Source organism: Gloeocapsa sp. PCC 7428 (assembly GCF_000317555.1).
Lineage (GTDB): Bacteria > Cyanobacteriota > Cyanobacteriia > Cyanobacteriales > Chroococcidiopsidaceae > Chroogloeocystis.
The window spans coordinates 2,131,434-2,154,166 of sequence record NC_019745.1; the positions used below are offsets into that span (position 1 = coordinate 2,131,434).

The following is a 22,733-nucleotide window of genomic DNA, read 5'->3' on the forward strand; positions in this document are numbered from 1 at the left end:
ACAAACGAAGTTTGCCTTCGCAGACTCATCTTAGTTTAGTTTATGAAGGTGGGATATCGAAGCAAGTTTAGAAGCACAAATGACAAAACGCAATTTTATTAAAATCGTACAACTGAGTTTGATTGTCTTACTCGTTGCTGTAGGAATCTGGTTTGTCAATCGTGTTGGGATTGAACAAGTAAGAGCAAATGTCGATCAGCTTGGTGTTTGGGCACCGTTAGCAGTTATATCCTTGCGGATGGTCAGCGTCGTGATTCCAGCACTACCAAGCACCGCTTACTCGATTTTATCAGGAGTGCTGTTTGGTTTTGCTCAGGGAATTGTCGTAATTGCGATCGCTGATTTGATTGCGTGTAACCTCAACTTTTACATCGCCAAACGCTATGGACGTAGTTTGGTGCAAAAGTTTGTCGGGCAAAGGTTTATAAGCAGAGTTGATTCTCTTAGCCAAAAGTATTTAGAACGCAACATTTTTCTGGTTACGGGATTTTTGATGACAGGGTTATTTGACTTTGTTGCTTATGCTGTTGGACTCACGCAAATGAAATGGCGTAGTTTTATACTAGCGCTAATTCTCGGTATCGCAATTTCCACGCCGCCCATCGTCGCGCTTGGTGCAGGTGTTTTTGAAGGCGGGAGAATTTTACTTGTGGGTGCGATGTTAGGAATCTTTGCGCTGGCAATGTTAACAGGATGGTTAAGTCGGAAGAAAGTGGCTAGTGATTAGTGGCGCTTTGGCTAGCTACGCTTAATTTACCTTGCTAGGTATGCGATAATTTTAGGAATTATTTGCAATAGTTGATAGCGCCTCTTTGCCATGATGATGATTTCAAAAGAAGCTTACTGGGAATTGTTTGAAGAAACGGCAGAGCAAGCGCACGTTGATGATATCACTTATCAGTTTCCACCGCAGCTAGGACAAGGTTATTGTCGTAGTATTAATCTGCGCGATGGATTGGAATTAGCGATCGCTAAATATCAACTCTATGATGACATTGTTTTAGAAATGCCTGAGCGATCGCACCCGATCGAGTATACATTCCTGCTTTCGGGAGCGGAACAATGTGACGAGCAATTCATGCGTGCTGGACATTATAGCCTGTATAGTAGTGGCATAGCACCCAAAGAAAAGCCACAATCTTTTGCTAATCAACTTATTTTTGCGATAAATGTTCACATTAAGCCGGAGTTATTCACCGCATTTTGGCACACTGAGGCGGAATATAGATTGCTAACTCAGCAATTGATCCGCAATGACAAAAAATACAAGTTCTATTCTGGACGCACAACAATTGCAATGCAAACAGCAATTCAGCAAATTCTCCAGTGTCCTTATCAATCATTAACCAAACGGATGTATCTCGAAAGCAAAGTTTGGGAACTGATGGCGTTGTTAATTCACGATCTAGAACACCCGCGCAATCTGTCTTATACTCCGCTCAAACCTGATGATATCGATCGGATTTACTATGCCAAAGAGATTTTACTGCAACAGCTAGACAATCCAATGTCATTAATTGAGTTAGCGCGACAAGTTGGTTTAAATGACTGTACGCTCAAACGTGGCTTTCGTCAGGTATTTGGTAAAACTGTATTCGGCTATCTCCATGACTACCGCCTCGAACAAGCGCGTCAGCTACTCGAACAACGTCGCCTGAATGTTTCTGAAATTGCTCGCAGCGTTGGTTTTGCTAACCGCAGTTACTTCGCATCTGCCTTTAGAAAGAAATTTGGAGTAAATCCGAGAGATTATCTTACACAAAAAAATTCCGCCTAGCGTTCAAAAAATTCCCGCTAGTAGTCAAAGCGATCGCCAATAGCACCATAATTTCCCTTAAACTTCTTTTGAAAAAGTTTAGCAACAGAAAAAGTACTAGGGTATTGAGCCTAGTTCTCAGTCTTTAACTGGTGTGTGGAGTGATGCGGAATTATTGGCAGCGATTAGCGTTATTGACAGGGATCTCATTACTATTTTCTCCTCCGGCTTGGGCACAAACCGTTACAGGTGCAGCAACCGCTGTTGACCAGCAACAGCAAATTGCGCAAACAGTTACTCAAATTACTGGAGTGAGGATAGACACGACACAGGGCATTGCGGTAGTTTTGGAAACAGCAGGAGTATTATCGCCAACGACTTCAACTGTCGATAATACGTTAATTGCGGATATTCCCAACGCCGTGTTGGCATTACCGGAAGAATTTCAAGCCATCAATCCCGCAGAAGGTATTGCCTTAGTGCGCGTGACAAACTTACCTAATAATCAGGTTCGTGTCGCTATTACCGGAACCGATGCACCGCCGACAGTCGCAGTGCAAGCACAAGCACAACAATTCATTTTCAGCGTGACTCCCACAACCGACGACGAAACAATCGAAATTATCGTCACCGGAGAACAAGCAGGCTATGCTGTCACCGAATCTGCTGCGGTAACGCGAACTGATACGCCATTGCGCGACATTCCGCGATCGGTGCAAATTATTCCTGAACAAGTTCTCGAAGATCAAGCAGTCTTTCGCGTGACAGATGCGATACGTAATGTCAGCGGAGTCGTGCAAGATGGTGGCTTTGGTGGAACTATTGATCAGTTGAATATTCGCGGTTTTTCCACGGAAGTTTTTCAGGATGGACAGCGAACCAACAATTTTGGGTTTTTCGATACTGCTAATGTTGAGCGAGTTGAGGTATTGAAGGGACCTGCGGCGATTTTATTTGGTAACGTTGAGCCTGGAGGTATTGTTAATCTGGTGCGAAAACAGCCCTTGGCTGAACCGTTTGCGGCGACAGAACTTCAAGTGGGTAGTTTTGGTTTGTTTCGTCCGAGTATTGATGTTACAGGTCCACTTAATGAGGATCGTAGCGTTTTATATCGCCTCAACGTTGCTTACGAACACTTTGATGGATTTCGCGACTTCGAGCAAGATGCCGATCGCATTTTTGTTGCTCCAGCTTTAGCATGGCAAATTAATGATGCAACTAGGTTAACGTTTGACTTTAGCTATTTGCGCGACGAACGTCCTATGGATCGCGGCTTTCTTGCCATTGGTCGCGATATTATTGATATTCCTGTGAGTCGTTTTTTAGGTGAACCTAACGATGTACGGCGGGTTCAAGAAACGACATTTGGGTATCGATTTGAGCATCAATTCACTGACAATTGGACAGTCCGCAATCGATTGCAAATCATTTCTACCGATACCTTCGATTATCGAGCAGAACCGTTAGAACTTGATGAAGAAACTGGAATTTTGTCGCGTAACTTCCGATCCAACGATGACGTTTCAGAAACTTACTCTATACAAACTGACGTGCTTGGTCAATTCAACACCGGTTCGGTAGCACATAATGTATTATTAGGAATCGACCTCAACCGCAGCACTTTTGGCGGTACGCAACGCCGACTTCCTGCGGGGCTAACACCAGATATTAATATCTTTGATCCGGTTTACAATGTTATCGATCGCCCAAGTTTGGATGCGCTGACAAACACAGTCCGTAACGGTAGCGATCGCACGGATAGATTAGGAATTTTATTACAAGATCAAGTAACGCTTGCTGATAATCTCAAAGTATTGCTTGCAGGAAGGTTTGATGTTGTCGATCAGCAAAGCCGCGATAATCTCGAAGCAACAACATCGAGTCGCTCAGATGATGCGTTTAGTCCGACTGTGGGTGTTGTCTATCAACCAATCGAACCGTTATCGCTCTACGCCAACTTCGCGCGATCGTTTCAACCCAACTTTGGCACGCGCGTAGACGGATCGTTTCTCGAACCGGAACGCGGAACGCAATTTGAAATTGGTGCGCGGGGCGAGTTACTTGACGGTAGACTCGTAGCCAATCTAGCCCTTTATCAGATTACCAAAACCAATGTTGCGACAATCGATCCTAACAATCCAGATTTCAGTATTCCCATTGGCGAACAGCGCAGCCGAGGAATTGAACTCGATTTGATTGGACAAATTTCACCAGGATGGAACGTTGTTGCTTCGTATGCTCTCATCGATGCCGCAGTTACCGAAAGTAATGATTTACCCGAAGGTAGCCGCATCGCGAATGTGCCGGAAAACACCGCCAGCTTGTGGACAACGTATGAACTTCAAAGTGGCGATCTGCGAGGTTTAGGCTTTGGCTTAGGTTTATTCTATGTTGGAGAACGTGCCGGAGACTTTGAGGACACATATGATTTACCGAGTTATCTGCGTACCGATGCGGCGATCTTTTACCGACGCGACAACTGGCGGGCAGCAATTAACGTGCAAAACTTATTTGATGTCACGTATTTTCGCGGGGTAAACTTCGGTAGAGTTGCCATCGAACCTGGTGCGCCGTTGACTGTTATTGGATCGTTATCCGTTGAGTTCTAACTGATGAATAAGCTTCGAGGTGTCGTTCAACGCATCATTTTAGGAGCGATCGCATTTTTGTTCGTCGTCGCCTGCAACGGAAACCGCGTCACCACCGAATTGGCTACATCAACCGATTGCCGAATCGTGCGCCATACCAAAGGTGAAACTTGTGTCCCTAATAATCCCTAACGGATTGTCACGCTAGGTGGGATAGAAAATCTCTTAGCACTCGGAATTCAACCGATTGGCAGTGATCTGAGCAATCCCGATCCTCATCTCCAAGGCAAGCTAGAGGCTATTACCAATGTTGGCAGAGATTTAGGAGAACCGAGTATCGAAGCAATTCTGACGCTCAAGCCTGACTTAATTATTGCAGAAGACTATTTGAGCGTTGACTATCAAATCTTATCCAACATTGCCCCAACAATCATTATTTCCTTTGAGCATAGCGGACGATGGAAGGACGTTTTCATGGAGTATGCTGCGGCATTAGGAAAAACAGACAAAGCACAACAGGTAATGACAGATTATTATGCGCGATTAGAAGATTTTCGCCGACAATATTCAGGTGCGCCCGATCAACTTCAAGTTTCGATTGTACGAGTCTACCCCGATCGCGTGAATCTTTACTTAAAAGACTCTTTTTGTGGAACTGTGGTAGCCGATGCAGGGCTATCGCGTCCGCCTGCACAAAATTTTGATGCAGCCCAAGCCCAAGCACGTTTCGGCAATTCGATTCAATACTCGATCGCTAAGGAACGAATCAAAGATGCTGACGGTGATGTTATGTTTTTGTGGGCGACTGGGGCAAATCAAGAAATTGAACGCCAAGCGCAATCGGCAAAAGCAGCCCTCAAAGCTGATCTCCTCTGGTCTAGATTAAAGGCAGTCAAAACAAATCGCGTTTATGAAGTTCCAGGTTATTGGATTGGTAATGGACCTTTGGCTGCTAATGCAATCGTTGATGACTTGTTTAAGTATCTGATTGAAGCGCAAAGCAATGCATCAGATAAAACGCTAAAACAACACGCAATGTCAACACCAGAAAAAACCTAAAATTATTTATGACACACATTCTTTTTGTCTGCGAAGCTTGCGGTTTTTCTGCCGAACAGGAACTTTATGAAGGACAACCAGGCGGAACACACTTGCTTCATCAACTGATGCCACTGTATGAAAATTGGGCAAGAAAGTCAGAACTTGAAATTCAAACTGTGGGCTGCTTGTGTGCGTGCGACCGCCCGTGTGCGATCGCGCTTGGTGCAACGAGTAAAATTACTTATCTGTTTGGCGATTTACCACCATTAGAAAGTGCTGAGGCATTGTTAAAGCTAGGTGAATTATATCTCGATAGCGAAGATGGCTATATTCTCCCTGCAAAACTTCCTATGGTTCTTAGAAACCGCCGCTATGCCCGAATTCCGCCTGTCCCATCGGTTTAATCTTGAATCATCGCGATCGCATCATGACAATGCCAAGCGCGATCGCACCTTATTCACCCTGTTTTTAGTAAAAGAGCAAGCTCAATATCTTCACCAGAAAAATTCCGCCTAGCGTTCAAAACATTCCCGCTAGTAGTCAAAGCGATCGCCAATAGCACCACAATTTCTTTTACACTTCTTTTGAAAACGTTTATCAACAGTTTCAGATTCAATCATGTAGGAGAATGTCTACCCTACAGCGATTCTCATTTTCAATAATTGGTGTGTAGAGTGATGCGGCATTATTGGCAATTGGCATTATTAACAGGATCGTTACTAATTTCTCCTCCGGCTTGGGCACAAACCGTTACAGATGCAGCAACCATTGTTGAACAGCAAAAGCAAATTGCGCCAACAGTAACTCAGATTACTGGAGTGAGGATAGACACGACACAGGGCATTGCGGTAGTTTTGGAAACAGCAGGAGTATTATCGCCAACGACTTCAACTGTCGATAATACGTTGATTGCGGATATTCCCAACGCCGTGTTGGCATTACCTGAAGAATTTCAAGCCATCAATCCCGCAGAAGGTATTGCCTTAGTGCGCGTGACGAACTTACCTAATAATCAAGTTCGTGTCGCTATTACCGGAACCGATGCACCGCCGACAGTCGAACTACAAGTTGCAACCGAAGGATTAGTCTTCGCAGTCACACCCCCCGCAGATGAAGAAATTCAAATTGTCGTGACGGGTGAATTAGAATCGCAAGGTTATTCTGTACCCAATGCAACAACGGCAACTCGTACAAATACAGAACTGCGCGATATCCCGCAATCGATTCAAGTTCTACCACAACGTGTTTTAGAAGATCAGCAAGTCAACCGTCTGAGTGAAGCTTTGCGCAACGTTAGCGGTGTCAACGTCGGTGATAGCTTTGGCGGTAGCCTCGATCGAGTTAATATTCGTGGCTTTCAGTCAGATGTATTGCTAGAAGACGGTTTTCGTCGTGGCTCATTTATCTTAAGAGGAACTTCTAATGATACTGAACTGATTGAGCGCGTCGAAGTCCTTAAAGGACCTGCATCGGTATTGTATGGTAATTTGGAACCAGGCGGGGTTGTCAGTGTCGTCACACGGCAACCACAAGCCGATCCAGCTTACACGATTGGCACTGTTGTTGGTAGTTTTGGGTTAGTGCGTCCGAGTATTGACCTCACAGGACCGCTAGATAGCGATCAACGGCTATTATATCGCTTCACCGCACTGTATGAAGCCGAAGATGGCTTTCGCGACTACGAGCAGGATGTGAATCGCTTTGTGCTAGCGCCATCACTAACATGGAATTTGAGCGATCGCACCGCTTTGACATTCAATTTTACCTACGCAGATGCAGAACGTCCGTTCGATCGCGGTCTTCCGGCGATTGGTAATCGAGTTGCCGATGTACCGCGCGATCGCTTATTTCAAGATCCGAGTGCGATCACCCAAGCTGAAGAACTGAGTGCCGGCTATCGATTAACGCATAACTTTAACGACAATTGGCAACTGCGTAACTCGTTTCGCTACCTCTCAGTTGATACTTTTGACTTTCGCATTGAAAGCTGGACTATTGAAGATGATGGCACACTCGATCGCCGCTGGCGATCTAACGACGACTATGATGAAGTTTATTCATTTCAAACTAATGTCGTTGGCGAATTTACTACAGGTAATGTTGAGCATACACTTTTAGCCGGAGTCGATTTTAACCGCAGTACCACCCAAGGTACGCAACGCCGTTTACCAGGCGATCCAAGTTTCTTTCTCAATATCTTTACTCAAGAAGGCGATCCAATTTCGCGTCCTAATCTCGACGATCTCACGTTGGTAGTGCGTAGTGACACCAGTCGAGAAAATAATGTTGGCTTGTATTTACAAGATCAAATTACGCTGAGTGAAAGTCTGAAAATTTTAGCAGGTGGACGATTTGACGTTTACGATTTACAATCGTTAGATAGCTTATCAAATACCGAAGCCGAAGATACTGTTCAACGTTTTACGCCTCGCCTTGGTGTGGTGTATCAGCCTAGTCGCGAAGTGTCGCTTTATGGTAGCTATAGTCAAGCTTTTACGCCTAACATTTTTGGTCGAACCGCCGATGGCTCTTTTCTCGATCCAGAACTTAGCGAACAATTTGAAATTGGCGTACGCGGCGAGTTTGCGGATGGTCGATTGATTGCCAACCTTGCAGCTTATAATCTGATTAAGCGGAATGTGGAAGGTCCCGACCCATTAAACCCAGATTTTGCAATTGCAGTGGGGAAAATCAGAAGTCGCGGAATTGAACTTGATGTCACAGGTGAAATTCTACCAGGATGGAATGCGATCGCATCCTATGCTTATACCGATGCTGAAGTCACAGAGGATAACTATTATCCTGCGGGAAATCGTCCTAATAATGTTCCTAGAAACAGCGCCAGCGTTTGGACTACGTACGAATTTCAAGAAGGAAATTTACAAGGGCTAGGCTTTGGTGTGGGATTGTTCTTTGTTGGCGAACGTTCTGGCGACTTTGATAACACTTATGAGCTTCCTAGCTATGTTCGCACCGATGCAGCATTATATTACCGTCGCGACAACTGGCGGGCTGCATTAAACTTCCAAAATTTATTTGATGTCAACTACATCCGCAGCAGTGAAGGATTTCGCGAAGCAAATGCACCAGGTGCGCCCTTTACGGTGATCGGTTCCTTATCTATCACTTTTTAAGGTAACTGGTAATTGGTAACTGGTGATTGGTGATTGGCGATTGGCGATCGCTCATTTTAGTTTGTAATCATAGAATCGTCGCTATTACCCATTAACGCCAGTTGCTACAACGGAGGACACCTCCGCAACGCACTGGCTCCCCATTACCTATTACCTATTACCCGACAAATGTTGTATGTGATATTTAATTGCAAAATGCTTCATCGTATCTATCGTCGCATTCGCTTTGGCTTATTAACGATCTTGACGGTCTCGATTGTGGCTTGCACAAGCAATGATCGTGTTGCAGTTGATGCTGATTGTTACACAGTACAACACGTTGCTGGAGAAACTTGCGTACCGCGTCAGCCTCAGCGAGTTGTGGCGTTAGATAGTGTAACATTTGAATATTTGTTGTCTTTAGGCATTCGTCCGATTGGTGCTGTCTCTAGTACATTTGCAGCAGACTTGCAGCAAGACTTAACAGAAGTTGCAGATATCGGTAGCACAGGCGAACCTAATCTTGAAAAGATACTGGCACTCCAACCAGATCTGATCGTAGGTATAGACTACTATCAAACAATTTATTCGCAATCTTCGCAAATTGCACCTACTGTCCTTTATGAAGTTGAACACAGTGGAAAATGGAATGAGATCTTTCTAAATTTTGCCCAAATGTTGCAAAAAGGCGAGGTTGCTCAGCAGGTGATGAACGATTACTACACGCGCCTAGAGCAATTCAAACAACAGATGGGGGAACGTCTTAAAAATACAGAAGTCTCTGTTGTTCGTATCTATCCAGAGCGAATCAATCTTTACCTCAAAGATTCTTTCTGCGGCACTATTTTACAAGATGCTGGATTACCTCGTCCCCCAGCGCAGGCGATCGCCGCCGATGAGGCTCAAAAGCGATTTGGCAATCCAATTCAAACATCAATTAGCCGCGAATTGCTATCTCAAGCCGATGGTGATGTTATGTTCGTTTGGACAGGTGAAAATACCGTCGAAGCTAATCAGCAAGCTCAACAAAAACTAGCACAATTAAAGTCCGATCCACTTTGGCAAAAATTGGAAGTGGTACAGCAAAACAAAATTTATCAAGTACCAAGTTACTGGATTGGAAGTGGTCCAATTGCTGCCAATTTAGTAGTTGATGACTTATTTAAGTATCTGATTAATAGGTAAGAACAAAGTAACTTTAGAAAAAATAAAAAATTATAGCCCTAATCACTAGATCTCCTGCGTGAAGAGAATCGCGTATAAATTTGCTAGCTAAATAAAAGAAAGTCCATCGACCTCGTCTTACCCATAAAAATCTTGTTTTAGTGTACGAAGGTACACTTTGCTTGAGTAGCCCCGAAGGAAGTCGCAGGGCGTCTGTGATTCATGCAGGAGGTCTACTCATAGTGATTTCCCTAGTTAGATTTTAACCCTGACCTCTGATCTCTGTCCCTGCTGCTATGCCCGAATTCCTCCTGTGCCAGCAGTTCATTAGAAATAAATCGCAGTAGAATTGACTTACTTCTACAATCTTTGATGATACTCCAAATATTTCTGCTGTAGTTCTGCGGGTACAGGAACCGGACGCCTTGTTGTCAAGTCAATAAAACAGCCTGTTTGTTCCGCAGTTGCTGCAATAATACCATCGACAGATATTTCAGCATTGACAAACCATTTCATCGTTTTTAGTTTACTAATCCACATTCTGCCTATGGGTTTATCAACCAAAGTAATCGATTTTTTGTAATCAATCTGTGTTTGAATAAGCAAGGGTGCAACGCCATTTTGAAGTTGTTCTTCAATCGGTAAATGATTTACCAAAATTTCACAGCGTAAATCTTCTAACCAGCGAATGAATACAATATTACTAACAATGCCTGCAAAATCTATATCGTAAGTTCGTACAGATAACGGTAGCGCAATTTCAAAAGGTAAAAGCTTTTCGCGATTCATAAATTGAGCTTGAATACTATAACAATAAAAATAACAAACTGCTGAGCTAGCAACAAGAATATACGGGTACGTAATTTTCAAATTGAATCAAATTTTAAATCTTACTCACAGGGGATGCGATCGCACTTTAATTCATTGAAGATATTTTTGTACTTTAATCAATAACACAGACTGTACCGTTTCATTATCTTGCAGCAGTAGTGAAAAAACGTAAGATTACTTCCAAGCTCAAAAAGTTTAAGAGGTATTGGCAGCAACAAATTCATAATTGGTTTTGGCGCATAATCAATCTGCGCGGGACTCCACAATCCATAGCCAGAGGCTTAGCTGTAGGAGTATTCGCAGGGTTATTTCCTCTGTTTGGTTTCCAAACACTAATTGGCATAGCTTTAGCAATTTGGTTCAAAGGCAATAAGTTAATGGCAACCGCCGGAACCTGGATCAGTAATCCATTAACATATATTCCAATCTTTTTGTTTAACTTTCAAGTTGGTCGTTGGCTACTTGGCAATCAAGATTTGGCTTTTACTTCTACAAGCGTTGCGAGTTGGCGGCAATTTTTAGAACTCGGAACCGAAATTATATTTGTATTATTTGTTGGTTGCTTTGTTGTAAGTTTAACGTGTGCGATCGCCAGTTACTACATAGGCATAATCCTCGTTCGCTATTTACGTCAGCGTGCCATCAAGCAACAACCTTCTCAACCAAACTCGCATCACAATCAACCACTATCTTATCGCTCAAAATACTACACAGCCAATAAACTTAATCGTTCTAAAACAAAATGTACGCCTAAGGATAACGAATTATAATTAAAAATAATTTTTAAGCAATTTCGTTAGAATATAAAGTCTCACCAGCAAAAATTTCATCGATTATAGAAGCAACTTTTGTCCCCAGTTTTAAATGGTCGCTTGCTTCTAGATGAATTCCATCTACATCGCTAGAACGGATAATTTCTGCTGTATCGAAAAACGCACATCCACAGCGCAAGGCAACTTGCATATACAATTCGCCAAACTGTTTTGATTTAGGTTCTGCGCCTTTAAACAGCCCACGCTCATTTGCTATTTTTCCTATCGGTGGTGGTGCCATCAACAAAACTTTTGGTGCGCTACTGTTAGGTCCTGTTTTGCTTCGTTGTACAATATTCACTAAAATACCAGTACCTTTAGCAATATCGAAAGCAGAAAGACCAAAACGCTTTTTTAAATCATTAGTTCCTAGCATAATCGCGACTAAATCAATTGGCTTGTGCGAACTCAAGCAAGGAATTAAATACTCTTTGCCATTGGTATAACGTTCAAACAAATCTTTGCGCAGCGTAGTTCGTCCGCATAGTCCTTCTTCAATAATGTAATATTCATTACCAAGTTGCTGCTGTAAAACACCAGGCCATCTCACATCACGCGGAAAGCGTTGCTGTGTCGTAGGATTCCATCCCCAAGTATTTGAATCACCAAAGCATAAAATTGTCTTCATCATTATTGAATTTTTGGCTCGTTCGATGAGACATCACCCAAATAAAAAAAGCTGGTATTCAAACTTACGAGCATTTGATTATTGCTGTGCTACACGTCAAGAAAGCAGCTTAAATCTATGATTGTCTATCTTTTTATGAAACATAGGCGTGTTATTGCTCAAATATATAAGTTTAGCAAACAATTGGCTGAAATCTTCCTACAATGCACAGTCTTATAAATCTGTCAAACTAGCAGCACAAAATTATAAATTCGCGTGCTAGATGTTGAATGTTGGCGACAGTCAATCGAAAATACCTGAAATTATTGTTGATATTCTTAGAAGTGGTTGAGGAGTGACTATGAACGCGATTTTTACTCAACGTATTCCTTCCCCAGTCAAAGCAGTTGTGTTAGCACCGTTAATGGCAAGCGTAACTGTAGCTGTTCAAGCACAAACAGTGGATATCGTTCCAGCACCTGATGTTCAACCAAATGATTTAGTAGAGAGGCTGCAAAATAACCAAGCTTCTTTAACATCTGTACCAACTCCAGGAACAACCACAACCGCCTCTGCACCGCTGACACAAGCACCAGCTGTCCCTCCAGCCGTCGAAACGTCAAGCGATCGCATTGCTCAAATTCTCGTCGATCCTGGTCAACCAACAATCGGCGGCTCTAGTTATGTAGGTGTTGCGGGTAACATTGGTTTAAGCGACAATGGCAGCACTGCCCTAGGCGGTGGTAATTTTGCCATCATCAGCAAAATTGGCTTGACTAATACCCTATCAACACGTCCTTCGGCTGTATTAGGAGATAACGCGGTTATTCTAATTCCTGTCACCTACGATTTCTCTTTCCAACCTGTAGGTGCTTTTACCGATCCGTTGCCCATCGCGCCTTACGTTGGCGGAGGTGTAGCGATTTCTACTGGTGAAGATAGCACCTTTGGAGCCGTGTTAACAGGTGGTGTAGATGTTCCTCTAACATCTCAATTCACAGCAACAGCCGCGCTTAATGTTGCGTTTGTCGATAGCACCGATATCGGAATACTCATCGGAGTCGGTTATAACTTCGGCGGATTCGGCTTCTAAAGAGGGCGGATATACCATTTTACTTTGAAGTTACTGCAAATAGGCAGCTTCAGGAGCAGGGGAGGTGCAGAGGAAGCAGAGGAAGCAGAGGAGAAATGATTTGTCGTTTTTATTTAGTGAAATGGTATGAGAGGAAAAAGTAGCATTTTTGTCTCTCCCACACTCCCCACACCTCCTACACTCCGACACTTCCACTAACACTCCTCACTTTTCGCTTCTCCCTCAACTTACTTCGGATTAACTTTGTCTGTAACTGCTAATTTTCCATCATCATTAACCGTCCAAACGTCATAAACACCGACGACATCACCGTTTTGATCGACATCGACATTACCACTCGCGCCTTGGTAATTGATATCCTGTCCCTCGCGGAGTAATCTCAACCCCTCACAAACGTCACTCACTTCGGTTCCTGGCGCATTGGAAACTTCACGAATTTTGCTCGCAATTCCTTCACCTGTGTTAGCTTGTGCTGCTTGTGCTGCTAGTACGAGGAGGGCGGTAGCATCCCACGCTTGAGGAACATACTCGCCAGGCGGTCCACCTTTTTTTGATTGCCACAATTGTGTCAGCGCCTGTAAAGCCTTGCCATCAGCACCTGGAACCGTGCCGATCGCACCCGATACAATGTATTTACCATCGCTTGATTTACCAACTTTGGTGGGGAAGCCTGCTGACTTCACGCCGTCGGTCAGCATAACTTGTACTCCCTGGCTCACGCCTTGCTGGTACGCTGATTTAAGCAGTAAGCTACCCGTTTCTTCGTAAAGGACTGCGACGACGGCATCAGGATCGCCATTGAAAGCGGCAGCAGCCTCAGTTTCAAAAGTCGTTGCCTTCGGGTCATAGCGCGTTGGGTTCGCTTCATTCACAACGGTGCCACCAAGTTGCTTAAATGCTTGCACAAATGCGCGTTCAAAACCAACGCCGTAGTCATTATTAATCACCACCGTTGAAACTCGTTTAAAGCCTCTTTGATTTGCCAATTGAGCTAAAGCGAGTGCTTGGTAAGTATCTGGAGGTGCAGTTCGCGCCCAGTAGCCTTGAAACTCACCTTTGCTGGCGCGTTCGGTGAATACCGGACTAGTGCTACCAGGAGAAATCAGCATCACTTTGTTACGCACAGCGATCGGGACAGCCGCACTCGAAACGCTACTCGCAAACGAACCAACGACACCTGCAACGCGATCGACTTCAGCCAACTTGGTCATCGCCGCCGCACCAGCGCGCGGATCAGTTTGATCGTCTTGCGCAATCAGTGTAACAGGCTTGCCGTTTACTCCACCACAAGCATTAACCGTTTCCACGACTAAAGGGACAGAATCTACCATCTGTTGTCCAATCGCAGCTAAATCGCCAGTTGATGGTAATAATGAACCAATTTTAAGTCCGTCGTTACTATTCGTTGCACTCGTGGTTGTCGCAGCGGGAGAAGCGCTATTTGCTCCTGTATTGCTGGTAGGAGGAGTATTTTCACAAGCCGCTAACAAAAGCGCACTACCCAAGGTCGTTAGCGTAACTAAGGTACTACGCTTTACTTGCCGTTGAGGGAGATCTGGAGTCCTCACAGCATCAAGTCTTTTCATATGCTCGCTCCTGTGCTTATGCAGTCGTATCGATTTCTATACGATTAGGGAATGAGCTTGATTGTACGGCAACCAGTGAAATAATCAGCGTGAGAAATTGTTAATTCTTCACTCAAAATTCAGATTTTGATGACTTTGATAATTTAAACAACGGAGAGGGAGGGATTCGAACCCTCGGTACAGCCTTACGTACTGTACAACGGATTAGCAATCCGCCGCTTTCGACCACTCAGCCACCTCTCCATGGTGACGAAACAATATACTATCATACCTAGAGGCAATAAGCAAAAGGTAAAAGTCAATTTTAAGCTAAACTTTTTTGACCCCTTGCGGCTCAATGCCTCTAGTTACAGCACCTGCGATCGCAACCACGCGATCGGCAATGTGCGTAATTTTCGCACCTGCGTGACATAAGCACGTTGGCGGAAAACGTCGTAATCGTTACGCTCAATCACATTCAGAATTTGACTGTAATGCATTAAAGCTGCCCACACAGGCAGACGCGCATCAGACGATAGATAACTAACTCCAGTTTCCGCTTGAGCATAAATCTGTCGCGTCCGTTCGATTTGGAAGCGCATCAGTTCGCGCCAGCGATCGTTTACGACGCCTTGAAAGAGTTCTTCTTCAGAATAATCAAAGCGTTTGAGATCTTCTAGGGGTAAATAAATACGTCCCCGCCGCGCATCTTCACCGACATCACGCAGAATATTCGTGAGTTGTTTGGCAATTCCGAGCGCGATCGCTTCTGGAGTTGGATCGTGTGGTGCTTGATTTTGTTGCCATGCAGCAGTAGTCTTCGCAGTTTCAACGCCCATAATCGCGGTTGACATTAAACCTACAGTTCCCGCAACTCGGTAACAGTAAAGATTTAATTGTTCAAACGTCTCATAGCGACTGCGATACAGATCCATCCGTTGTCCGGCAATCATGTCGCGAAACGGTTGAATATCCAGATCGGGAAATTGCTGGATCGTGTCTACTAAGGCAACATCCATGTCATCAACGGGATGACCCGCAAACACGGATTCTAACTGCTGTTCCCACAATTCTAATGTTTCTGGGGTTGTCATAGCAGCAGCCGGACCATCGACCAATTCATCAGTACGGCGACACCAGGCATAGATTGCCCAGATTGCGCGACGTTTCTCCTCGCTCATCAGCAGTGTGGCGAGGTAAAAAGTCTTAGCATACTTTGCCATAATCTGACGACAAAGTTGGTATGCATCCTCCACAGATGCGAGCTTTTTCATGCACAGAGAATCAGGCAGTTGCAGCATTCGTTGCAGGCTGGATGTTTTGCATTTGCAGGCTATAAGAATTTGCCGACTGATGGGCTGCATTAATTGCCTGCGCTGTCAGCTTACCAGAAAGTACGGCACCTTCCATGCTACCTAGATATGGTTGCATGGTGTCACTTCGATTGCGATAAAAATTATTGCGCATTTGCGGGCTAAAACGGTCATCTTGACGCGCTAATGTCGCTGTATCAAATGACCGTAGAGTTTTCACGACGTAGTATTTCAATAACTTTAAAGTATTGTCGTTGCCAAAGTGCATTGAAATTGCGCTTTTTGCTAACTCAATTTTTTCACCCCAACTCAGCATATCGTTATGACGGAGAATTACCACGATTTTATGTACGAGTGCGGGTAAATCGGAATTGACCGTGCTGTGCGTGCCTAAATTATCAGGCTGATTGAAGATCGTTGCGTGTTTTGTAAGTAACTGCAACTTCATCTTGGGGTATGTCCCAAAGCAAATCCGCAGCCTTTCATACCAGTCGCCCTTGTTGTCTTGCCAAGCTGCGATCAAACTCGCCGATACATCTTGGCTTTTCCAGACAATAGGCGTGTGACCAGCGTCTGTGAGATATTTCGTGCAGGAAAGCCCTGCTAAATCTGCCCCAGCGATCGCTACTCGCATCTGTTGTGTGTTTGACCTTCAGTGTTTTGACGTTTACTCGGTCTCATTATACTTTGCATTCCTTTACATTTGTAGCCACTCAGTGAAGACGTAGGAGATCGCTACACTAAACATCTAGTATCAGAAACACGATGAAATCAACGCTATGACTAGCATTGCTATGTTTGTTGAAGCAACTTTTTTGGCTGAATTTACATGGGAAAAATGAGAACAGCGCTTTACATCACAAAAGTTTTAATCGCACGCTCAAAGCGATCGCACTTCGTTCAAGCAGCTTCGCGTTCCAACCAAGCCACCAAATCAACCGCATCTGAAAAATCTAACAACGCTTCGCCTAAATTTTCTAACTGCTCAATCGATAAATGACGAATTCTGGCTTCGACTTCTGGTGTAATCGTTCCCAAGCGACGCTTGAGTAAGCGCATAATCAATGCTACTTCTCCTTCTTGTCGCCCTTGTTCAATTCCTCGTTCCATCCAACTGGTGACAATTTCCATAACTCTTTGCTGCTCAACTGGTTCAATCCTACCAAGCTCAATGAGAAACCTTTGTTCTTCTGCTGCGTTCAAACGTAGGTAAGTATCAACAAAGCCAGAAATCAATTTTGTTTTTGCTGGATTCAGCTTTAAGGTGGCTAACAATCGTAAACACTCGGCTTTCACTCTAGGACGTTCTTCTGGAACAACGTTCATTTTTGCCATGAGTGCGCTAGCTACGGGATTTTGCTGACCGAGAAAATCTCGCCAGTTGAAGCGATTCAGCTGAATGACTCGAAAGTTGAAACATAAAACCTCAAAGTCAGGAAAAGCAACTTGATGGCAGTTTGGCTCTAAACGTTGAGGTGCATCATAAGAAAACAAGGCAATAGGATAAACTGGGAGAGCAAATTTTTCGTATAACCGAGCAAAATAGCGAAACATTCGTCTATCGAAATTGCTTTGTGCTGTGGCTTGATTTTCGATATGGATGAGAAAACATGATTCTTGCGCGCGAAATCGCACTTTGGCAATCAAATCAGCTTCATATTGCTTTCCTACGGTAACATCCGTAAAAACTTCTTTGTCTAAGAAGGTGAGCGATTCTGGTTCTACATAAGTCACAACTTCTGGTAAAAATAAAGCTAAAAACTCGAAAAAGAAAGTTGACAGCAGTTCCTTGAAGAGGCGGTCGTGGTCAATCTTCATGAAAGTGTTTTATACCGTTTGCTTAAGCAAAGCGCGATCGCGCTTCGGTATCCCTCGCTAGCAAGATACAATTGATTCAGCAAAGGTTCTCAACAATAATTTATTAAAACGCGCGAGGAGAACATTCACGCATGGGTAAAGTAGTCGGCATAGACCTTGGTACAACCAACTCAGTGGTAGCTGTCATGGAGGGTGGCAAGCCGGTGGTAATTGCCAATGCCGAAGGAATGCGGACTACGCCCTCGGTGGTAAGCTTCAGCAAAGACGGCGAACGAGTTGTTGGCGAGATGGCGCGGCGACAAACCGTTCTCAACCCCCAAAATACCTTCTACGCCGTTAAGCGATTTATTGGTCGCAAATACAGCGAACTCAGTTCAGAATCCAAACGAGTCCCCTATACGATTCGGCGAGACGAAGCCGGAAACGTCAAAATTAAGTGTCCGCGTTTGGACAAAGAATTTGCGCCAGAAGAAATCAGCGCGATGGTGCTACGCAAACTCGTAGAAGACGCCAGCCGCTACCTAGGCGAACCGATAACAGGAGCCGTGTTGACGGTACCTGCATACTTTAACGATTCGCAACGACAAGCGACACGCGATGCTGGACGAATTGCAGGATTAGAAGTGTTGCGGATACTCAATGAACCAACGGCGGCATCTTTAGCATACGGCTTAGATAAGCGAGAAAACCAAACGATTTTGGTGTTTGATTTAGGTGGTGGCACCTTTGACGTATCGATTTTAGAAGTTGGTGATGGAGTGTTCGAGGTCAAAGCCACAAGTGGCGATACTCAGCTTGGTGGTAACGATTTCGATAAAAAAATCGTTGATTGGCTGGCGGATCAGTTTCTTGAAACCGAGGAAGTCGATTTAAGACGCGATCGCCAAGCGCTGCAACGCCTCACCGAAGCCGCAGAAAAAGCCAAAATTGAACTTTCGGGCGTAACAGTCACCGACATCAATTTACCCTTTATCACGGCGACGGCAGATGGTCCTAAACACCTCGAAACGCGCCTAACACGAACGCAGTTTGAAGGTCTTTGCGCTGACTTGGTGGCGCGACTGCGGACACCCGTAAAACGCGCGCTAGCGGATGCGAACCTCCGCCCGTCAGATATTGAAGAAGTTGTTCTTGTCGGCGGTGGGACGCGAATGCCCATGGTACAGCAACTTGTCCGCGCGATGATCGGTCAAGAACCAAACCAAAATGTTAATCCGGATGAAGTTGTTGCGGTAGGTGCAGCGATTCAAGCCGGAATTCTTGGTGGCGAAGTTAAAGACATTCTGCTACTAGATGTGACGCCGCTGTCGTTAGGGTTAGAAACGAGTAACGGCGTGATGAAAAAACTCATTCCCCGTAACACGACAATTCCTGTACGGCGATCGGATATATTTTCCACCGCTAGTAATAATCAAACGTTGGTGGAAATCCACGTCGTGCAGGGCGAACGCGAAATGGCAAGTGATAATAAATCCTTAGGTAGGTTCAAGCTGACAGGAATTCCTCCCGCACCGCGAGGTGTACCGCAAATTCAAGTCGCATTTGATATCGATGCAAATGGCATTTTGTTAGTGACCGCGATGGATCGCACTACAGGTCGCGAACAAAGTATCACGATTCAAGGTGCTTCGACGCTGAGTGAAGCGGAAGTACAGCGGATGATTCAAGAAGCGGAACAATACGCGCAATCTGACCGCAAACGTAAAGAGAAAGTAGAAAAGCGCACGCGCGCTGAAGCTTTAATTTTACAAGCAGAACGCCAACTCAAAGAAATTGGTTTAGACTTTGGTATGCAGTTCGCGCGCAGTCGCAGACAACGCATCGAAGCAATCAGTCGCGAATTACGCGAATATCTTGCCGAAGAAAATGACCGAGGAATTGACCAAGCTTACGCCGATCTCCAAGACGCGGTTTACGAACTTAATCGCGAAGTTCGACAATACTTTAGCGAGGACGAGGATGATGATTTGTTCGGGTCGATTCGTCGCATCTTCACTGGTGAAGACGATTGGGAACCACCCATCCGCGAGACGCGTTCCTCTTACTATAACGACAGACCAAGACCAACTTATAATGACAGGTCAAGTAGACCGCGTCCATCGTACCAAGATAACTGGGATGATAACGATGATAACTGGCTGTAACGATAGAGCAGTTAGCGTTGACTCGACTGCAATCGGTTGCGGCGATTAAACTAGTTTGAACAGACAACTTTGAAAGCTGATGGCTGAGGGCTGATAGCTAATCGCTAAACTATGCAAAACGTGCAAAACTTTCGGAACTATTACGAAATTTTAGGAGTCCCTAAAGACGCAACTAATGAGGAGATAAAGAAGGTTTTCCGACGGTTAGCGCGACAATACCATCCTGACTTAAATCCAGGAAATAAGGAAGCCGAGGAAAAATTTAAAGATATCAACGAAGCCTACGAAATTCTTTCTGACCAAGCAAAGCGGGCGCAATACGACGAATACAGTAGTCACTGGAAAAAAGGATTTTGGGGAAAGCAAACGGCGCGCGCCAAATCGTGGAGTGATAATCGCCGTGGCGGTACAGGCGATGTTGATTACGATCAGTTTTCTGACTTTAATACCTTCATTGACCAAGTTTTAGGACGTCGTAAAGAAAGAAACGGCAAAAATACTCCACCATCGTCAAGTAGCCCGCCGCGCGATCCTTTTCGTCCTGGAACAACGCGAACTGCTTACACGATTTCTTCGCGTTCGAGTCGTCGCGATGTGGAAGCAAAGCTCACTTTACCTCTAGAAAAAGCGTATCAGGGTGGAATTGAGCGCATTCGTTTGGAAGATGGGCGATCGCTGGAAATTGATATGCCTTCGGGAATGATAACAGGTCAAACAATCCGCCTGCGCGAGCAAGGTCTTGGTGGTGGTGACTTGTATCTGAAAATTACTGTGTCTCCCCACCCATTTTTTAAGCTTGAAGGTTACGACGTGGCGATTCAAGTACCCATTACTCCGAGTGAAGCTGCGTTGGGAATTCCTGTAGAAGTCCCGACTTTAGATGGTTGGGTGAAAATGAACATCCCTCCAGGCGTCAAATCAGGTCAGAGATTGCGTTTGGCAAATAAAGGCTACCCTGACGAACAAGGTAAACGCGGCGATCAATTAGTCGAAATTCAAATCGTCGTCCCCAAGAATTTGAGTTCCGAAGAACGGGAACTCTACGAAAAACTACATCAAATTGAAACCTACAACCCGCGTAATGATTTACCTGTGTAATCAGGCGTCAGAGGTCGGGGATCAGGGTTCAGGAAAAATCTAAAACTTGTCTGTCTGCAACGTTCCTAGCCACTTTGAGCGTTGTTGTGTTTTGGTTTGCGGATGATAAACACGCTAAGGGTATATATCGACGTTTGTCAAGTGACGATCAAAACCTTTTAGGGAGTACGAGAGGCTTAGTGCGATCGCCGATGTCATTATTTACCTCTCCTTGGAGCTATTTGCCCCACCACTACGATCTGATGCTAACACTGTAGATTAACGACTACAAAAGTAGCTTTTTTTGCTAACCTTACGCATTTAATGCAAAAATCTCCTAAATATATCTACTGCTATTATTAAATATATCGATTGTCAACAAAAACTTCAGTTTTAATGTAAGTATTGATATTCGCTTTGGAACTAGAAAGACAAGTTGTGCTTTAACAGGACTTTTGTCATTTTCACCGGCAAGTATTTTAGACAAAATCTGTTAAATAATTAATAGTAGATTGCAAGAATTATTGAGAGAGGGAGGCAAGAGTGAGACGTCGTAAGTTTGTATATTTAGTAGGGGTAGCAAGTGCAAGTGGAGGAATAGCGATCGCCTGTGCCAATAACCAGACGACGACTACAACAACATCACCCGCCACATCACCAGCGACACCTGCTTCTCCAGCAGCAGGAGCATTAGAAAACGAGTTAGTTATCTACTCAGGGCGTAACGAACAATTAATTGGTCCAATGATCGACCGATTTAGACAAGAAACCAACGCTAATGTCCAAGTTCGTTACGGAGACACGGCGGAACTTGCGGCAACAATTCTAGAAGAAGGTAATAATAGTCCAGCCGATATTTTCTTCGGTCAAGACGCAGGGGCGTTAGGTGCATTACAACAAGAAGGTAGAACCGCACAGCTACCACAAAATCTTTTAGATCAAGTTAATAGCCGTTATCGATCGCCCGAAGGTCAATGGATTGGCATTACAGGTAGAGTACGGACAGTTGATTACAACACCAATTTGGTACAAGCGGCAGATCTACCACAATCAATCTTTGGCTTCACCGAGCCGACTTGGAGAGATAGAATCGGCTGGGCACCAACTAATGGCTCATTTCAGGCTTTTGTCACGGCTTTGCGCGTTTCTCAGGGAGAAGACCAAGCAAGAAAATGGTTAGAAGGTATTCGTGCTAATAATCCCAGAGTTTTCCCGAATAATATTTCTATTTTAGAAGGTTTGACCCGTGGAGAAGTGGGCGTAGGCTTTGTCAACCACTACTACTTAGAACGAATCAAGCAAGAAAATCCGCAAGTTCCAGTAGCACATCACTTTACAAACGACGTTGGTTCATTAGTTAACGTTGCCGGTGTCGCCATTCTCAATTCAGCAAGGCATCCTAACATCGCCCAGCAATTTGTAGAATACTTATTAAGTGCTGATGCCCAAAATTATTTTGCAACCGAAACAAGAGAGTATCCTCTAGCTTCAGGAGTCACACCACAGGGCGATTTAATACCCCTTAACCAGATTGAAAGTCAAACTCCTGACATAAATCTGAGTAACTTGAGAGACTTGGAAGGAACATTGCAGTTGTTGCAGCAGACGCAAGTCTTGTAGGAGGTGAGGCTGTTACGGATGGCTAAGTTCCTATTGGCATCAAAACACGACAGAAGCAAAGGATCGTATTAAGTCCAGTTGATTAGTGATGATAAAAATTGTGGCTAGTGACTAGTGATGAGTAACTATTAACTAACCACAAAGAGAGGTTATTTAACTGGAGATAATATCACAAGACCTCCTGCGTGAAG

Annotated in this window: 19 protein-coding genes, 1 tRNA gene and 1 pseudogene; 14 read left to right on the forward strand and 7 right to left on the reverse strand. The window is 44.4% G+C overall.

Going from position 1 to position 22,733, the window contains the following annotated elements; all coding sequences use genetic code 11:
• Nucleotides 1-79: 79 nt before the first annotated feature.
• The 8 genes from GLO7428_RS09305 (at nucleotide 80) to GLO7428_RS09335 (ending at nucleotide 9,683) form a co-directional block, all read left to right on the forward strand.
• Complete coding sequence (locus GLO7428_RS09305; RefSeq protein WP_015188312.1) at nucleotides 80-727, forward strand: TVP38/TMEM64 family protein; 648 nt, start codon at nucleotides 80-82, stop codon at nucleotides 725-727.
• 90 nt (nucleotides 728-817) lie between these two features.
• On the forward strand, nucleotides 818-1,777 hold the full coding sequence (locus GLO7428_RS09310) for a helix-turn-helix transcriptional regulator (protein ID WP_015188313.1): 960 nt from the start codon (nucleotides 818-820) through the stop codon (nucleotides 1,775-1,777).
• A gap of 143 nt (nucleotides 1,778-1,920) precedes the next feature.
• Complete coding sequence (locus GLO7428_RS09315) at nucleotides 1,921-4,365, forward strand: TonB-dependent siderophore receptor (RefSeq protein WP_015188314.1); 2,445 nt, start codon at nucleotides 1,921-1,923, stop codon at nucleotides 4,363-4,365.
• Between the two features lie 3 nt (nucleotides 4,366-4,368).
• Nucleotides 4,369-4,536, forward strand: a complete 168-nt coding sequence (locus GLO7428_RS27735) for a hypothetical protein (protein ID WP_155823663.1) — start codon at nucleotides 4,369-4,371, stop codon at nucleotides 4,534-4,536.
• 21 nt (nucleotides 4,537-4,557) lie between these two features.
• Nucleotides 4,558-5,403, forward strand: a complete 846-nt coding sequence (locus tag GLO7428_RS25960; RefSeq protein ID WP_255348385.1) for an iron-siderophore ABC transporter substrate-binding protein — start codon at nucleotides 4,558-4,560, stop codon at nucleotides 5,401-5,403.
• A gap of 8 nt (nucleotides 5,404-5,411) precedes the next feature.
• Nucleotides 5,412-5,789, forward strand: a complete 378-nt coding sequence (locus tag GLO7428_RS09325) for a DUF1636 domain-containing protein (RefSeq protein ID WP_015188315.1) — start codon at nucleotides 5,412-5,414, stop codon at nucleotides 5,787-5,789.
• A 273-nt stretch (nucleotides 5,790-6,062) separates the two neighbouring features.
• Entirely contained in the window at nucleotides 6,063-8,519 is a 2,457-nt protein-coding gene (locus GLO7428_RS09330) for a TonB-dependent siderophore receptor (protein ID WP_015188316.1), read from the forward strand.
• A 195-nt stretch (nucleotides 8,520-8,714) separates the two neighbouring features.
• Nucleotides 8,715-9,683 (forward strand): iron-siderophore ABC transporter substrate-binding protein, encoded by a 969-nt coding sequence (locus tag GLO7428_RS09335; protein ID WP_015188317.1) that lies wholly within the window; start codon nucleotides 8,715-8,717, stop codon nucleotides 9,681-9,683.
• 339 nt (nucleotides 9,684-10,022) lie between these two features.
• On the opposite strand, the gene GLO7428_RS09340 is transcribed toward GLO7428_RS09335, so the two are convergent.
• Entirely contained in the window at nucleotides 10,023-10,451 is a 429-nt protein-coding gene (locus tag GLO7428_RS09340; RefSeq protein ID WP_015188318.1) for a thioesterase family protein, read from the reverse strand.
• Between the two features lie 200 nt (nucleotides 10,452-10,651).
• On the opposite strand from GLO7428_RS09340, the gene GLO7428_RS09345 reads away from it, so the two are divergent.
• Entirely contained in the window at nucleotides 10,652-11,263 is a 612-nt protein-coding gene (locus GLO7428_RS09345) for a DUF2062 domain-containing protein (RefSeq protein WP_015188319.1), read from the forward strand.
• 13 nt (nucleotides 11,264-11,276) lie between these two features.
• Here GLO7428_RS09345 and GLO7428_RS09350 read toward each other — a convergent pair whose 3' ends face one another.
• The gene (locus tag GLO7428_RS09350) at nucleotides 11,277-11,936 is read right to left on the reverse strand and encodes an SGNH/GDSL hydrolase family protein (protein ID WP_015188320.1); all 660 of its coding nucleotides are present in this window, start codon (nucleotides 11,934-11,936) and stop codon (nucleotides 11,277-11,279) included.
• Nucleotides 11,937-12,273: 337 nt separating this feature from the next.
• On the opposite strand from GLO7428_RS09350, the gene GLO7428_RS09355 reads away from it, so the two are divergent.
• Complete coding sequence (locus GLO7428_RS09355; RefSeq protein WP_015188321.1) at nucleotides 12,274-13,005, forward strand: hypothetical protein; 732 nt, start codon at nucleotides 12,274-12,276, stop codon at nucleotides 13,003-13,005.
• Between the two features lie 227 nt (nucleotides 13,006-13,232).
• On the opposite strand, the gene GLO7428_RS09360 is transcribed toward GLO7428_RS09355, so the two are convergent.
• From GLO7428_RS09360 to GLO7428_RS09380, 5 genes and pseudogenes are all read right to left on the reverse strand, one after another.
• On the reverse strand, nucleotides 13,233-14,591 hold the full coding sequence (locus tag GLO7428_RS09360; protein WP_015188322.1) for an ABC transporter substrate-binding protein: 1,359 nt from the start codon (nucleotides 14,589-14,591) through the stop codon (nucleotides 13,233-13,235).
• 151 nt (nucleotides 14,592-14,742) lie between these two features.
• Nucleotides 14,743-14,834 (reverse strand) — tRNA-Ser (locus tag GLO7428_RS09365).
• A 104-nt stretch (nucleotides 14,835-14,938) separates the two neighbouring features.
• Entirely contained in the window at nucleotides 14,939-15,871 is a 933-nt protein-coding gene (gene crtB, locus GLO7428_RS09370; RefSeq protein ID WP_015188323.1) for a 15-cis-phytoene synthase CrtB, read from the reverse strand.
• Nucleotides 15,872-16,172: 301 nt separating this feature from the next.
• Nucleotides 16,173-16,517 (reverse strand): annotated as a pseudogene (locus GLO7428_RS29700) (15-cis-phytoene desaturase); the annotation flags it as partial.
• A gap of 266 nt (nucleotides 16,518-16,783) precedes the next feature.
• Nucleotides 16,784-17,701, reverse strand: coding sequence for a DUF4351 domain-containing protein (locus tag GLO7428_RS09380; protein WP_015188325.1), 918 nt, complete (start codon nucleotides 17,699-17,701; stop codon nucleotides 16,784-16,786).
• 131 nt (nucleotides 17,702-17,832) lie between these two features.
• On the opposite strand from GLO7428_RS09380, the gene dnaK reads away from it, so the two are divergent.
• From dnaK to GLO7428_RS09395, 4 genes are all read left to right on the forward strand, one after another.
• The gene (dnaK, locus tag GLO7428_RS09385; protein WP_015188326.1) at nucleotides 17,833-19,845 is read left to right on the forward strand and encodes a molecular chaperone DnaK; all 2,013 of its coding nucleotides are present in this window, start codon (nucleotides 17,833-17,835) and stop codon (nucleotides 19,843-19,845) included.
• A gap of 111 nt (nucleotides 19,846-19,956) precedes the next feature.
• Nucleotides 19,957-20,943 carry a DnaJ C-terminal domain-containing protein gene (locus GLO7428_RS09390; RefSeq protein ID WP_015188327.1) on the forward strand — a complete coding sequence of 329 codons (987 nt, stop codon included), beginning with the start codon at nucleotides 19,957-19,959 and terminating at the stop codon, nucleotides 20,941-20,943.
• A 74-nt stretch (nucleotides 20,944-21,017) separates the two neighbouring features.
• On the forward strand, nucleotides 21,018-21,200 hold the full coding sequence (locus GLO7428_RS27740) for a hypothetical protein (RefSeq protein WP_155823667.1): 183 nt from the start codon (nucleotides 21,018-21,020) through the stop codon (nucleotides 21,198-21,200).
• A gap of 265 nt (nucleotides 21,201-21,465) precedes the next feature.
• Nucleotides 21,466-22,542: an iron ABC transporter substrate-binding protein gene (locus tag GLO7428_RS09395; RefSeq protein ID WP_015188328.1), complete on the forward strand. Its 1,077-nt coding sequence runs from the start codon at nucleotides 21,466-21,468 to the stop codon at nucleotides 22,540-22,542.
• The last annotated feature ends 191 nt before the right edge of the window (nucleotides 22,543-22,733 follow it).